The organism is Thiothrix fructosivorans, assembly GCF_017349355.1.
Classification (GTDB): Bacteria; Pseudomonadota; Gammaproteobacteria; order Thiotrichales; family Thiotrichaceae; genus Thiothrix; species Thiothrix fructosivorans.
Genome location: NZ_JAFMPM010000006.1, coordinates 355,572 through 368,379, shown reverse-complemented (window position 1 = coordinate 368,379; position 12,808 = coordinate 355,572). Strand labels below are relative to the sequence as shown.

Genomic DNA, 12,808 nt, shown 5'->3' with positions numbered 1-12,808 from the left:
CTAATGAACCAGCGCTCCTGTCGCTGGTTTCTTTTTAGGTAATGTGTACGAATTTAGGTGGAGGTAAGCACCACAATGGGTAGCTGGCTAGTGTCGCTATTACGCGATTGGAAAGACCGTTTCACGCCATACAAAGACTGGATCGGCGAGTTAAAAAGTCCTGAGGTATTAAAAGCGGATGCAATGGCGGGTTTGACCGTAGCACTGGTGTTGATTCCACAGTCCATGGCATATGCACAATTGGCGGGCTTGCCTGCTCAGGTGGGCTTGTATGCGTCTTTCTTACCCGTCATGGTGGCGGCGATTTTCGGTTCTTCACGGCAGTTGGGAACGGGGCCGGTGGCGATTGTTTCTATTATGTCTGCTGCTGCGATGCAGCCGTTTGCCGCACAAGGCTTACCCATTGAAACCATTGTCATTTATTCGGCGATGTTGGCGTTGATGATCGGGATATTCCAGTTATCGCTGGGCTTATTGCGGATGGGCGTGTTGGTGGACTTTTTATCGCATCCGGTCGTGGTGGGTTTCACCAATGCGGGTGCGTTGATTATTGCGACATCACAAGTGCCCAAACTGTTTGGTTTAAATGTTAAACCGGATCAGTTTGAGCATTCGTATCAATTTTGGTGGGCAACCATTACCTCGTTGGGTGATACCAAGCCGACAACGTTAGCACTGGGTGCATTTGCATTGGCTACCTTAATTGTTTTGAAGAAGTATGCGCCGCGTTTGCCAGGGGTGCTGATTACCGTGTTGATCACCACGGTTTTGTCGTGGGCAGTGGACTACGGACACATGGGCGGCAGCATTATCGGGGATATTAAGAAAGGCTTGCCGTCATTCTCGTTGCCTGTTGTGGAGATGAGTTTCCAGAATTTTGTGTCGTTAGCCATGACAGCGGTGATGATTGGGTTGATCGGTTTCGTGGAGGCTATTTCCATTGCTAAGGCGATGGCTTCGCAAACCCGCCAGCGGTTGTCAGCGAATCAGGAATTGGTGGGGCAAGGTTTGGCGAATATTACCTCCGGTGTATTCGGTGGCTATGCGGTATCCGGTTCGTTTTCGCGTTCAGCGGTGAACTTTGCTTCGGGCGCAATCACTGGCTTCTCCTCGCTCATTACGGGTTTATTGGTGGGCGTGACGTTGCTGTATTTGACTGCGTTGCTGTATCACTTGCCGCAAGCGACCTTGGCAGCGGTGATTATTATGGCGGTGGTGAACTTGATTAAGATTTCGCCGATTAAGCACGCGTGGAAGGTTGAGCCGCATGATGGTGTGGTGGCTGTAGCCACATTCTTGGCGACTTTGGCATTTGCGCCACATTTGGATAAGGGTATTTTGTTGGGCGTGGTGTTGTCATTGGGCTTGTTCTTGTATCGCACCATGAGCCCTGCGTTGGTGGAAGTGGCGCGTGATGCGGATGGCACGATGCGTGATGCAGCCGCGCATAGCTTGAAAACCAGCGATACGATAGCGGTCTACCGTTTCGATGGCGATTTGTATTTTGCCAATACCGGTTATTTGGAAGGTAAATTGCTGAACAATGTCGCGCAAAAGCCTGCGCTGAAAGTGCTGATTTTGGATATGGAATCCATCGACCAAGTGGATTCAACCGGGGAAGAAATGCTGGAAAAATTGGCGGATCGTCTCAAGTTTGCGGGCATTGAATTCTACATTGCACGGGCTAAGTTGCGTGTCTATGAAGCCTTTCAGCGTTCGGGGTTGGCGAAACACATCGGAGAGGAACGTTTCTTCCGCGAGCGTAAATACGCGATCAATTACGCGAAAGAGCAGTTCGGGGATGCGATTGATATAGAGCCATTCCAGCACTATATCCCTGCTGAAACGAAGTAAGGTATCCTTGGAAAGGTCACGCAAGTGACCTTTCTTTTGTGTGCTAGCTTTAGGTGGGAGTGGCGTTTTATGTCGGTTAAAGTCTTGTTTTTTGCCAGTTTGCGTGAACGTTTTGGGGTCGGGCAGGTAACACTGGCACTGACTGAACCGCTCAGTGTGCAAGCCGTTTGGCAGCGTAGCAGCGGGGAAGATAGCTTACCTGCAAATGTCTTGATGGCGGTTAATCAAACGTATGCGGGTGCGGATACCTTGGTGCAATCAGGAGATGAGGTCGCCTTCTTCCCACCCGTGACCGGAGGTTGAGTATGCTGATTGAAGTACGGGAAAATCCGTTTGATCCGTGGCAATACTTGGCAGAACGTCAGGCGCACCACGGCGTGTCGGCTTGTTCCGGTGCAACGGCGGTATTCGTCGGGACGATGCGTGATTTCAACGAAGGTGACACGGTACGTGACATGTATCTGGAGCACTACCCCGGTATGACGGAACGTCACTTGGAACGCTTGGCGACAAACGTGCTCCAACAATGGTCGTTAGATGATGTCTTAATCGTACACCGTATTGGACACATTACGCCTGCACAACCGATTGTGTTGGTCGCCGTATGGTCAGCACACCGTGCGGCTGCCTTCGAGGCTTGCCGTCAGTTGATGGAAACACTCAAACATTCTGCACCGTTTTGGAAACGTGAAACCCTTGCTGATGGTGCAGTACGTTGGGTAGACAACAATACGCCGGGCTGAATCTTAATCTAAGGCAACGCGAACTGTTTTATCCGTATTAGACTCCACGCGAAATTCGGTGTGCCTGGTGGTGTTTTCGCGGGTAACTTTTGCTAGGTATTGACCCGCAGAAAGTTGCACGGTGCCACTGTGACGTGGAAGTACCGCTACTGGGTCACGTTGCTCTTTGTCTTCTAGTTTAAAAATTACCCAATGAGCGGGCAGCAATACCGATTGATTGTTGACCGTCGCCACCAACGTAATACGATTAGCGGCGGCAGTACCCGCCATCAGTAAAATCAGTGTTCCAATAGCCAAGCTAATGATTTTGCTGGTACTTGTAGAAGAATGATGGGAACGTAATGCCATGTTGCCCTTCCTTTGGAAATTAGTTATTGCTTTAAACAGTCGATTTGAGCCAAAAACCGACCACTCCGTATAGTGTAATGCAATTTTTAAGCAATTACACAAGAGTTTGCGTGCACCAAAGTAAGAGGCTGAACTAGGTGAGTTGTTTTAAATTTAGGCGCGTTGCCATTGACCTGATTTGCCACCGGACTTCTGTAATAAGCGGATACTTTCCATCGTCATGCCTTTATCAACGGCTTTGCACATGTCGTAAATGGTGAGCAAGGTAATTTGTACGGCGGTGAGCGCTTCCATTTCCACACCCGTTTGCCCGCGTGTTTCGACCGTGACACGGCAATAGACGGAAGCGGTAGCGGGTTGAGGGGTGAGTTCAACGTCGACGCGGGTCAGCGCAAGCGGGTGGCATAGCGGGATTAGGTCAGCCGTTTTTTTGGCTGCCATAATACCCGCAATGCGGGCGATGCCGAGCACATCGCCTTTTTTGTTGTCACCTTGTAAGATTTTTTTCAGGGTGGTGGGTTGCATGTCAATACGCCCTTCGGCAATGGCGATGCGGTGCGTGGCTTGTTTCTCACCAACATCGACCATGTGTGCTTGGCCTTGGTCATTGAAATGGGTTAGCTCAGACATTACAAGGTCTTACCACTGCTGGCTTCTGTCGCAGGTGCTGCCGGAGCGGCACGATTTTGCACCAAGTCCATGCCTTTGAGGATATTGAGTGCCTCAAACAGTTGGTAGTCTTCTTCCGCCAACGGGGCTTTGGTTTTGTCAGCATCCGCGTTTTTATCGGTTTTTTCTTCCGTTGTCGTGGGGGTTGGCGCTGGTGCGGCTTCTTCTGTTTTGTCTTCAGGTTTGGCGGTTTCTACCGCGTCTTTGTCACCGTTAGGGTTGCTGAGGTGTTTGCTCAAATCGGCTTCAGACAGCGGGTCTAACGCTTCATCGGTGTTTTCTTCGCCTTTGACTTTGAGGGCTTTCAGTTCAATATCCGGCGCAATGCCTTCGGCTTGGATAGAGCGACCGGATGGGGTGAAGTAACGTGCCGTAGTTAATTTAACGGCGGTTTTTTCATCCAATTGCAGCACGGTTTGCACTGAGCCTTTGCCGAAGGTTTTTTGCCCAACGATCAAGGCGCGTTTGTGGTCTTTTAGTGCGCCAGCAACGATTTCTGAGGCGGAGGCCGAACCTTGGTTGACCAAGACTACGATGGGAGCATTTTCAACGGCATCGCCTTTTTGTGCACTGTATTCCATTTTGGCATCAGCAACGCGCCCTTCGGTGTAGACAATTTTGCCTGCATCCAGGAATGCGTCAGAAACGCCCACAGCTGCATTCAATACGCCGCCGGGGTTATTGCGCAAATCGAGTACTAAGCCGCGCAATTTACCCTTGTTTTCTTTTTTCAGGGTTTCAAGACCTTCTAACAAGGCATCAGTGGTTTTGGCTTGGAAGCTGGTGATGCGCACGTAGCCATAGCCGGGTTCGAGAACGCGTTGCTTGACGCTTTTGACTTGGATAATGTCGCGTTTAATGGTGACTTTGAATGGCTTATCTTTGCCATCGCGGACAATCATCAGGTTGATGGGGCTGCCGGGTTTGCCGCGCATCAGTTTGACCGCATCGTTGAGGGTCATGCCTTTCACGGGGGTGTCATCGAGGCGGATGATCAAATCACCCGCCTGCAAACCCGCTTTTTGCGCAGGCGTGTCATCAATCGGGGAGATAACTTTGACAAAGCCGTCTTCCATGCCGACTTCGATGCCTAAACCGCCGAATTCGCCACTTGTACCGACTTGCAGTTCTTTGAATTCTTCTTCATCTAAATAGGAAGAGTGTGGGTCAAGGTTGCTGAGCATTCCACGGATGGCATTGGTCATCAGGTCTTTGTCTTTCACGTCCTCTACGTAATTTTCTTTGATACGTGAATAGACTTCGGAAAATTGTTGCAGCTCATCCAGTGGTGGAGAATTTTCAACCGTTTGCCGGAAAGCGAACACATTGAGGCTAATGCTGGTGGTTGCACCAATCAGAACGCCAGCCATAGTGCCAGCCAAAACGCGGTAACGTGTATGCATAATCAACTTTCTCCAAATCTTTTGGCTGCTAACAGGCATATCAGCAGGGTTCTTTTTGTGTTGGCATTAAAAAATGGGGTCAGTTTACCATTGTGTAGCGAAAATGCACTTTAGTTGTTGTAAAAAGGGTGCAATTGCTAAGAGTGGTTTAGCGACACCAACGTGCTGGGTTTTGCGGGGATGTACCCTGCCGTATCTCGAAGTAGAGTGCATCTTGGCTTTGACCGCTAGAGTTCCCTACGGCGGCAATGGTTTCGTTAGCGTTGACGATTGCCCCTTCTTTTTTGTAAACGGCACGGTTATAGCCGTACAAGCTCATGTAATTATTGTCATGTTCGATAATAATTAAGTGTCCATAGCCATCCATCCAGCCGGAAAAGGCGACCCGCCCTCTGGCAATGGCGCGGACTTTTGTGCCACCGGCGGCGGCTAATACGACACCGCGCCAGCGTTGTTTTTCGTTACGGGATGAACCGTAGCTGTGGATGATTTTACCTTGTACCGGCCAAGACAATTGTCCGCGCAAGGTGGATAACGCTTGGTTGGGGGTAAAGCGGGTTTTGACAGGTTCGCTACGCTCTGTTTCGGAAGCAGCTTTTTTACTGGTATTAACGGGCTTTTCGAGCGTTTCGGTGGCTTTAGGGACTTTCTCGGTGGTGGCTTTTTCTTCTGCTTTACGCGCTAAACGATCAACAACTGTTTGTAGGTTGGCTTCTTCGGCTTTTAGTTTGCCAAGTTGTTTTTCTTTGACACGAATATCGCCTTTGAGTGTGCCAAGGGCGGTGGAGCGTGCTTTGAGGGTGCTTTCCATTTCCACTTTTTGTTGCTCAAGCGTTTTGTTGAGCGCTCGTAGTTCGGTATTGTCGTTCTCGATGGCAAGGCGGGTGGCATCAATGTCTTTCAGGGTTTTTTGCACCGCTTGGATGCGTCCCACGCGATTCTCATTCAGGTATTCAAAATAGCGGATAGTGCGGCTAATGTCAGAGGGTTCATCTTGACGCAGCAGCAGACGCAGATGGGATTGTTCGCCAGCGGTGTAAAGTGCTTGCAGTTGTTGGGCAAGCCCCGATTTTTGGGCAGCTAATTCAGCATCAAGCTGGGTTTGTTTGCGGGCAGATTCTTCCAGCTTGCTTAGAGTGGCTTCGGCTTTTTTTTCGGTTTGATAATGCTTGTCAGAAATATCGCCGAGTTTTTTTTCCAGCAGGGTGACTTCTTCCTGCAATTCCTTGGATTCGCCTTTTTGGGTGCTAAGGCTATTGGATAGCTGACGAATGTCACGTTGGAGTTGCTGTTGCTTCTGCGTATCCGCTGCATAGGACGCGCTCCACAGTAGTGGGACTAACAGCAATAGAGATAGATAAAATTTCACCGTGCGTCAGGGTTCTGGGTATTTATGATAATCAGAAGTCTACCATAAGAAAGGGATGACACGGAATGGAATAGGGTATATTATTGTTTCTGTCTATACTAATATACTAAGGTTGCCTGCTCCACAGCGCGAAGCTTTACAGGTTGCTTTAGCAAAATCATTTTCGATGAGGACATCTATGGGTAGCATCGCTCTCGGCAGTACGTGTGACTTCAGTATTGATGATATGTTGGTCAAGGAAGAAGACATTGACCGTGCTTCCCGTTCCTTAAAAGCGATTTCACATCCATTGCGTCTGAAAATTCTGTGTGTTCTAGGTGACAAAGAAGTCAGCGTACAAGACATCGTTGACAACGTTGGTACTTCCCAAAGCAATATTTCTCAGCATCTGGCGATTTTGCGTGATAAAGGTATTTTGGCCTCACGTAAGGATGCTAATCGCGTTTATTATCGTGTGGGTGATTATCGTACACTACGCTTGATCAGCATGATGCAGGAAGTCTTTTGCTCCGCTCCACACTGAATATATCGCTGACTATTACCAAAAACGTGTGTTTAGGGGTTTACCTACTTCTAGCGGATGTATATCGTTAGTCCCTGTTCATCAGCCGATTAGGGTTCAATGTGGAAGAGTATCTTGTTTTTGCCCGTAACAATCCCCTGTTAATTGCAGGGCTGTTTGGTATCGTTGGCATGATTATCTGGACTGAATTCAGTCGCATCACCCGCAAATACCAACAAGTCAACACCACGCAAGCGGTGCAAATTTTCAATCAAGACACGGCTGTCGTCATCGATGTGCGTGAAGACAGCGAAGTGCGCAGCGGCAAGATCAAGGGTGCAAAGCATATTCCTTTGGCGCAGATCAAAACGCGTTTGGTTGAACTGGAATCTGCTAAAACTAAACCAGTGCTAGTGTATTGCCGCAGTGGTAGCCGTTCTTCCCATGCTTGTGACCTATTGACCAAAGCCGGTTTCGAGAATGTCAGTAATTTGGCGGGCGGCATCACGGCATGGGAGTCAGCCAACCTTCCGGTTAGCAAACGATGAATCCAGCCCGTCCGGTGCGCATGTATGCCACGTTATTTTGTCCTTACTGCTTACGCGCCCGAATGCTGCTCAAGCGTAAGGGGGTTGCCTACGAAGAAATCAATGTTGGTGGTGATGCCACGTTGTGGGCAGAGATGGAACGCTTGAGTCAACGCGACACCGTGCCGCAAATATTCATTGGCGATTTATCTATCGGTGGCTATGATGATATGGCGGCATTGGATCGTGCAGGTAAACTGGACGCTTTGCTATTTGAATCTTAATATCCATTTCATCAAGATTTCACCAAGGGGTAGGACATGAGCGAACAACAAGAGCAACAATTCATCATCCAGCGTATTTACGTCAAGGATGTCTCCTTTGAAGCACCCAATTCACCCGGCATTTTTACCCAAGAGTGGAATCCCAATACCAATTTGGACTTGAATACCAAGGTTAACCCACTAGCGAATGACAACTATGAAGTTGAGCTGTTTATCACCATCACGGTTAAAAGTGATGATAAAACCGCTTTCTTGGTGGAGGTGAAACAAGCTGGTGTGTTCTTTATTCAAGGCTATGGCGCAGATCAGCTCAATCATTTATTGGCGGCTTATTGCCCGAATATCCTGTTCCCGTATGCACGTGAAGTGATCGCAGGCATGGTGTCCAAGGGTAGCTTCCCCGAACTGCATCTTTCCCCGATTAATTTCGATGCGTTGTACGCACGGCGTTTACAGGAAGAGCAAGCAAAAGCTGGCGTGGCATGACCAGCCAGCGCATCCAGTCCATTGCTGTTTATGGCGCGGGTTCGTGGGGAACGGCGTTAGCGTTGCAATTGGCGCGAAATGGGCTGGATGTGCTGCTGTGGGATTTCAATCCTGCCCACGTTGAGGCGTTGAATCGCCAGCGTGAGAATACGCATTACCTACCCGGTATCCCGTTTCCTGATAATTTGCGTTGCGAGAGTGACTTAGCCACGGTCGCTGCATCCTCTGACTACCACCTGATTGTAGTGCCAAGTCACGGTTTCCGCAGTCTATTGCAAAACCTTGCCCCGTTATTAACGGCACAGGATGCGGTTATCTGGGCAACCAAAGGTTTGGAACTGGATACAGGTAAATTGTTGCATCAGGTTTTGGAGGAAGTATTGCCACAATGTGCTGCTTACGGGGTGGTGTCAGGGCCTACGTTTGCGGGGGAAGTGGCGCGTGGTTTGCCAACGGCGATGACCGTTGCGGCGAATCAACCTGCGTTGGCACAGGCGATGGCGGCCGCGTTCCAAGCGGCTAATTACCGTGCTTACATCAGCAATGATGTGGTGGGCGTGGAATTGGGCGGTGCGCTCAAAAATGTGCTGGCAATTGCGGCAGGTATCTCGGATGGCTTAGGCTTCGGTGCGAATGCCCGCGTTGCTATCGTGACGCGTGGCTTGGCGGAAATCATGCGCTTGGGCGTGAAGCTGGGCGCACAATCCGAAACCTTGATGGGCTTGGCGGGTGTGGGTGATTTGGTGTTGACCTGCACCGATAACCAATCCCGCAATCGCCGTTTAGGATTAGCTTTAGGGCAAGGCAAAGACCGTGATACCGCGATTGCGGAAATCGGGCAAGCAGTCGAGGGTGCAAAATCTGCACTTTCCATCGGCAAGTTGGCGGAACGTGCCAGTGTTGAAATGCCCATTTGCCAACAAGTTTACCGTATTCTGTACGAACAACTGCCGCCTCGGCAGGCTGTCGCTGAACTGCTTTCCCGCGACCTGAAAGCGGAATTCTGATTACCTACTATCAGGGGTTGTAGCCCATGAGCAATACGCAAACTTACGCTATCGGTGTCATTATGGACGCGATCAGCACCATCAATATCAAAAAAGACAGTACCTTCGCGATGATGCTGGAAGCCCAGCGGCGCGGTTGCCCGCTGTTCCATATTTTGCAAGGTGATCTGTTTGTCGATGATGGCGTGGTCTATGCCAAGATGAATCCTGTGACGGTGCAAGACGATCCGCACGGCTGGTTTACCTTTGATGACGCTGTGGTCAGACCGCTCCACGCATTGCCTGTGGTGTTGATGCGCAAAGATCCCCCCTTCGATATGGAATTCATTTACAGCACGTACTTGCTGGAAATGGTGCAAAAACGCGGCACGTTGGTGGTGAATCGCCCCGACAGTATTCGCAGTGCCAACGAAAAGCTGTTTGCGACGTGGTTTCCTGAGTACTGCCCACCGACGCGTGTGACCCGTGATATGGGGCGTATCCGCGAATTTTTGGCTATGCAGCAGCATATTGTGGTGAAGCCGCTGGATGGTATGGGCGGTTCGATGATTTTCCAAATCAAGCAGGGCGATGCCAACACTAACGTGATCCTTGAGGCGATTACCGCGCACGGTACACGCATGGTGATGGCACAGCGTTTTCTGCCCGAATACAAGCAAGGTGACAAACGCATTCTGTTGGTTGATGGCGAGCCATTCCCTCATGCACTGGCGCGGATTCCGGCAGAAGGCGAAGGGCGAGCAAATCTTGCGGCGGGTGGCAAAGGCGTTGGTGTGGATTTGACGGAGCGTGAATTCGCCATTTGTGCGGGCATTGCGCCGGTATTGCGGGAGATGGGCTTGCTATTCGTGGGCTTGGATGTGATTGGCGATTATGTCACGGAAATCAATGTGACCAGCCCTACTTGTATTCGTGAATTGGATACGCTCTATGCCGCTAATATCGCCAGCCTGCTGTTTGATGCAATTGAGCGCAGGCTGGCGCAGCTTTAGCCGTTAGATACTTTATTGTTGCAACATACCGTACAATTCATCTTTAAGGTGTAAACGGCGCAGCTTCAGCCCTTCGACGAAATCATCGGCATGGACTTCAATCGCTTGTTCGACGCGATGCAGTTGCGTGTCAATTTCGTGGTATTCGTCAAACAGACGGGCAAAGTGCCGATCTTCCATTTTCAATTGATGAATTTTCTCTTTGTGCTCAGGAAATTCAATCGCCAGATTATGGGATTCTCCAAACATTCGTTACGCTCCTTTATTAAATTCAGTTTCAGGTTATCACAGTGTTTTGATCGGCAGCGTGAGTTAAGTCAAATTCTGTGACTATGGTAGAATCGGCTTTTCCCTACAACAGGAGCAGCATGTGAAAGCCAGAGTTAAATGGTTGGACAATATGAGTTTCGTCGGCGAGTCTGGCAGCGGTCATGCCGTGGTCATGGATGGTGCGCCCGAATTCGGTGGGCGTAATCTCGGAATGCGTCCGATGGAAATGTTGTTATTGGGCTTAGGGGGCTGTTCATCGTTCGATGTGGTGCTGATTTTGCAGAAATCCAAGCAGCAAGTGCTAGACTGTGAAGTGCTGATGGAAGCAGAACGCGCTGATAAAGACCCCAAAGTGTTCACTCGCATTCACCTGCATTTCGTGGTGAGTGGGCGTAACTTGTCGCCGGAAAAAGTCGAACGTGCGGTGAAATTGTCGGCGGAAAAATACTGTTCCGCGTCGATCATGCTGGGTAAAACCGCTGAGATTACCCACGATTTTGAAGTATGCGAAGCGCCGTGAAGCATTTATTTCACTTGCACCTAGGGGCATAGTTTTGCATAGTTCACCCCCATGCTGGTTGGTGGTCAACTGGCTGATTTTTTATGCTACGCCTACAAGAGGATGATCGGAATTGGTTGAGCGTCATCAAAAGCAGATTCGCCTGCACGGGTTTAACAACCTGACTAAAACCCTGAGTTTTAATATTTACGACATCTGCTACGCAAGGAGTCCGGCTCACCGTGAAGAATACCTCGCGTACATTGATGAAGAATACAATGCTGACCGTTTGACCAATATCCTCACGAATGTGGCAGATATTATCGGCGCTAATATTCTGAATGTGGCACGGCAAGACTATGACCCTCAAGGGGCAAGCGTCACGATTCTGGTGTCGGAAGAGCCTGTTTTATCAGAAGAAAAGATCTCTACCTCGACTTCAGCACGCCCAGGCCCTTACCCTGAAGATGTCGTTGCGCACTTGGATAAGAGCCACCTGACGGTGCATACTTACCCAGAAAGTCACCCCGACAATGGCATTAGTACCTTCCGTGCGGACATTGATGTATCGACGTGTGGGCGCATCTCGCCATTGAAAGCATTGAATTATTTAATACATAGTTTGGAGTCCGATATTGTCATTATGGACTATCGGGTGCGCGGTTTTACTCGTGACGTGAAGGGCAAAAAGCACTTCATCGACCATAAGATTAACTCTATCCAGAACTTCTTGTCGCCGGAAACTAAGCGTGCTTATTCCATGCTCGACGTGAATGTGTATCAAGAAAATATCTTTCACACCAAGATGATGTTGAAAGAGTTTGATCTCGATAACTATTTGTTTGGATTAGGTAAAAATGATTATTTCGAGAAAGACCTCAAGCAAATCGAAGCCCAATTGCGCAAAGAAATGAAAGAGATTTACTACGGTAGAAATACAGGCAGTTTGTGATTTACCCAGATTAATCTATGACGGTGTTAGTCTGCTAGCATCGCCTCCTGCCTGAATCCACGCTACGTTGCATTTTGCACGTTTATTAACCAATATGTTGCTATAAAGCAACATATTGGTGAGATCAAAACAATTGAAACATTCAATGGTAGATTTGATCAAATGTTACTCATGGTGGTTGTCTCTTGTGTTGATAGTCTGTTAACGTTTCCTTCTATGACGTTTTGAGTGTGTTTAAACGCGTCATTTACAATAAAAGATTGTTCTACAAGAGAACGCTGAAAAGGTTATACAAGAGATTATGAGTAGTGTTAGTGTAAAGCCATTTACCTTGGTTAGTCTGGGGATGATGGCATTGTTACTGGCTGGCTGTAATTCTGAAAATGTTAAGACTGCGGATGCAGAAAACACCCAAGTCTACACCGCGAAATTCGCCCATTCTAATAATACAACGGCGACTGTGATGAAACTTCCAACGCAAGCGTCTAAGGATGTAACGTTGTTGGATCGTGTGGTGTGGAGTGCGGAAAAGCAGAAAGGTAAAATGTACCGTTTTGGCGGTGAAAGTCCTAAGACCGGTTTCGATTGCAGCGGTTTGACATCGTATGCTTTCGAGCAAGGTGCTGGAGTCTCATTACCGCGTACTGCTGCTGATCAATACAACGCCGCTGTTAAAGTATCCAAGCAAGAAGCCAGCAAAGGTGACTTGGTATTCTTTAAAACGGGTGGTAAGCGTATCAGCCACGTGGGTATCTATTTGGGCGAAGATAAATTTGTCCATGCACCACGTACTGGTAAAGCGATTACTACGGATAAATTGGAAGGTTACTGGGCGGACAAGCTAGCTGGCTTTGGACGTATTCCAGGAGCTTGCAAACCTGCTTATTCCTAATTTATTCCTCT

The 12,808-nt window shown here is 48.9% G+C and carries 17 protein-coding genes; 12 read left to right on the top strand and 5 right to left on the bottom strand.

All coding sequences use genetic code 11. From position 1 onward, the window contains the following. The first annotated feature begins 75 nt into the window (after positions 1-75). The 3 genes from J1836_RS04985 (at position 76) to J1836_RS04975 (ending at position 2,597) form a co-directional block, all read left to right on the top strand. Positions 76-1,854, top strand: coding sequence for a SulP family inorganic anion transporter (locus J1836_RS04985; protein WP_207249977.1), 1,779 nt, complete (start codon positions 76-78; stop codon positions 1,852-1,854). Between the two features lie 69 nt (positions 1,855-1,923). Continuing rightward, a complete protein-coding gene (moaD, locus tag J1836_RS04980; RefSeq protein WP_207249976.1) occupies positions 1,924-2,157 on the top strand; it encodes a molybdopterin converting factor subunit 1 in 234 nt (77 codons plus the stop codon). Positions 2,158-2,159: 2 nt separating this feature from the next. After that, the gene (locus J1836_RS04975) at positions 2,160-2,597 is read left to right on the top strand and encodes a molybdenum cofactor biosynthesis protein MoaE (RefSeq protein ID WP_207249975.1); all 438 of its coding nucleotides are present in this window, start codon (positions 2,160-2,162) and stop codon (positions 2,595-2,597) included. A 3-nt stretch (positions 2,598-2,600) separates the two neighbouring features. On the opposite strand, the gene J1836_RS04970 is transcribed toward J1836_RS04975, so the two are convergent. The 4 genes from J1836_RS04970 to J1836_RS04955 all read right to left on the bottom strand — a co-directional run bounded on the left by J1836_RS04970 (position 2,601) and on the right by J1836_RS04955 (position 6,386). After that, on the bottom strand, positions 2,601-2,945 hold the full coding sequence (locus J1836_RS04970; protein ID WP_207249974.1) for a hypothetical protein: 345 nt from the start codon (positions 2,943-2,945) through the stop codon (positions 2,601-2,603). A gap of 153 nt (positions 2,946-3,098) precedes the next feature. After that, positions 3,099-3,575, bottom strand: coding sequence for a cyclic pyranopterin monophosphate synthase MoaC (gene moaC / locus J1836_RS04965; protein ID WP_207249973.1), 477 nt, complete (start codon positions 3,573-3,575; stop codon positions 3,099-3,101). Beyond that, a complete protein-coding gene (locus J1836_RS04960) occupies positions 3,575-5,017 on the bottom strand; it encodes a S41 family peptidase (protein ID WP_207249972.1) in 1,443 nt (480 codons plus the stop codon). Before J1836_RS04960 ends, moaC begins: the two co-directional genes overlap by 1 nt. Positions 5,018-5,165: 148 nt before the next feature. Beyond that, positions 5,166-6,386, bottom strand: coding sequence for a murein hydrolase activator EnvC family protein (locus J1836_RS04955; protein WP_207249971.1), 1,221 nt, complete (start codon positions 6,384-6,386; stop codon positions 5,166-5,168). A 178-nt stretch (positions 6,387-6,564) separates the two neighbouring features. On the opposite strand from J1836_RS04955, the gene J1836_RS04950 reads away from it, so the two are divergent. From J1836_RS04950 to gshB, 6 genes are all read left to right on the top strand, one after another. Beyond that, positions 6,565-6,909: an ArsR/SmtB family transcription factor gene (locus tag J1836_RS04950; RefSeq protein WP_207249970.1), complete on the top strand. Its 345-nt coding sequence runs from the start codon at positions 6,565-6,567 to the stop codon at positions 6,907-6,909. A 170-nt stretch (positions 6,910-7,079) separates the two neighbouring features. Beyond that, positions 7,080-7,436: a rhodanese-like domain-containing protein gene (locus tag J1836_RS04945; RefSeq protein WP_242632734.1), complete on the top strand. Its 357-nt coding sequence runs from the start codon at positions 7,080-7,082 to the stop codon at positions 7,434-7,436. Further along, positions 7,433-7,699: a glutaredoxin 3 gene (grxC, locus tag J1836_RS04940; protein WP_207249968.1), complete on the top strand. Its 267-nt coding sequence runs from the start codon at positions 7,433-7,435 to the stop codon at positions 7,697-7,699. Before J1836_RS04945 ends, grxC begins: the two co-directional genes overlap by 4 nt. 36 nt (positions 7,700-7,735) lie before the next feature. Further along, positions 7,736-8,185, top strand: a complete 450-nt coding sequence (secB, locus tag J1836_RS04935; protein WP_207249967.1) for a protein-export chaperone SecB — start codon at positions 7,736-7,738, stop codon at positions 8,183-8,185. Then, positions 8,182-9,192 (top strand): NAD(P)H-dependent glycerol-3-phosphate dehydrogenase, encoded by a 1,011-nt coding sequence (locus J1836_RS04930; protein ID WP_207249966.1) that lies wholly within the window; start codon positions 8,182-8,184, stop codon positions 9,190-9,192. The genes secB and J1836_RS04930 overlap by 4 nt, the downstream gene beginning before the upstream one ends. 26 nt (positions 9,193-9,218) lie before the next feature. Continuing rightward, positions 9,219-10,184: a glutathione synthase gene (gene gshB, locus J1836_RS04925; RefSeq protein WP_207249965.1), complete on the top strand. Its 966-nt coding sequence runs from the start codon at positions 9,219-9,221 to the stop codon at positions 10,182-10,184. Between the two features lie 12 nt (positions 10,185-10,196). On the opposite strand, the gene J1836_RS04920 is transcribed toward gshB, so the two are convergent. Beyond that, the gene (locus tag J1836_RS04920; protein ID WP_207249964.1) at positions 10,197-10,433 is read right to left on the bottom strand and encodes an HP1242/YdcH family protein; all 237 of its coding nucleotides are present in this window, start codon (positions 10,431-10,433) and stop codon (positions 10,197-10,199) included. A gap of 121 nt (positions 10,434-10,554) precedes the next feature. Here J1836_RS04920 and J1836_RS04915 point away from each other — a divergent pair, with 121 nt between their 5' ends. From J1836_RS04915 to J1836_RS04905, 3 genes are all read left to right on the top strand, one after another. After that, entirely contained in the window at positions 10,555-10,974 is a 420-nt protein-coding gene (locus J1836_RS04915) for an OsmC family protein (RefSeq protein WP_207249963.1), read from the top strand. 112 nt (positions 10,975-11,086) lie between these two features. Beyond that, positions 11,087-11,905, top strand: a complete 819-nt coding sequence (speD, locus tag J1836_RS04910) for an adenosylmethionine decarboxylase (RefSeq protein WP_207249962.1) — start codon at positions 11,087-11,089, stop codon at positions 11,903-11,905. Between the two features lie 301 nt (positions 11,906-12,206). Further along, on the top strand, positions 12,207-12,797 hold the full coding sequence (locus J1836_RS04905) for a C40 family peptidase (protein WP_207249961.1): 591 nt from the start codon (positions 12,207-12,209) through the stop codon (positions 12,795-12,797). Positions 12,798-12,808 lie beyond the last annotated feature (11 nt).

What these genes read in the sequence shown, in the direction of transcription:
- J1836_RS04985 (WP_207249977.1), top strand. Translation starts at nt 76, where the DNA reads ATGGGTAGCTGGCTAGTGTCGCTATTACGCGATTGGAAAGACCGTTTC.
- moaD (WP_207249976.1), top strand. Translation starts at nt 1,924, where the DNA reads ATGTCGGTTAAAGTCTTGTTTTTTGCCAGTTTGCGTGAACGTTTTGGG.
- J1836_RS04975 (WP_207249975.1), top strand. Translation starts at nt 2,160, where the DNA reads ATGCTGATTGAAGTACGGGAAAATCCGTTTGATCCGTGGCAATACTTG.
- J1836_RS04970 (WP_207249974.1), bottom strand. Translation starts at nt 2,945, where the DNA reads ATGGCATTACGTTCCCATCATTCTTCTACAAGTACCAGCAAAATCATT.
- moaC (WP_207249973.1), bottom strand. Translation starts at nt 3,575, where the DNA reads ATGTCTGAGCTAACCCATTTCAATGACCAAGGCCAAGCACACATGGTC.
- J1836_RS04960 (WP_207249972.1), bottom strand. Translation starts at nt 5,017, where the DNA reads ATGCATACACGTTACCGCGTTTTGGCTGGCACTATGGCTGGCGTTCTG.
- J1836_RS04950 (WP_207249970.1), top strand. Translation starts at nt 6,565, where the DNA reads ATGGGTAGCATCGCTCTCGGCAGTACGTGTGACTTCAGTATTGATGAT.
- J1836_RS04945 (WP_242632734.1), top strand. Translation starts at nt 7,080, where the DNA reads ATGATTATCTGGACTGAATTCAGTCGCATCACCCGCAAATACCAACAA.
- grxC (WP_207249968.1), top strand. Translation starts at nt 7,433, where the DNA reads ATGAATCCAGCCCGTCCGGTGCGCATGTATGCCACGTTATTTTGTCCT.
- secB (WP_207249967.1), top strand. Translation starts at nt 7,736, where the DNA reads ATGAGCGAACAACAAGAGCAACAATTCATCATCCAGCGTATTTACGTC.
- J1836_RS04930 (WP_207249966.1), top strand. Translation starts at nt 8,182, where the DNA reads ATGACCAGCCAGCGCATCCAGTCCATTGCTGTTTATGGCGCGGGTTCG.
- gshB (WP_207249965.1), top strand. Translation starts at nt 9,219, where the DNA reads ATGAGCAATACGCAAACTTACGCTATCGGTGTCATTATGGACGCGATC.
- J1836_RS04920 (WP_207249964.1), bottom strand. Translation starts at nt 10,433, where the DNA reads ATGTTTGGAGAATCCCATAATCTGGCGATTGAATTTCCTGAGCACAAA.
- J1836_RS04905 (WP_207249961.1), top strand. Translation starts at nt 12,207, where the DNA reads ATGAGTAGTGTTAGTGTAAAGCCATTTACCTTGGTTAGTCTGGGGATG.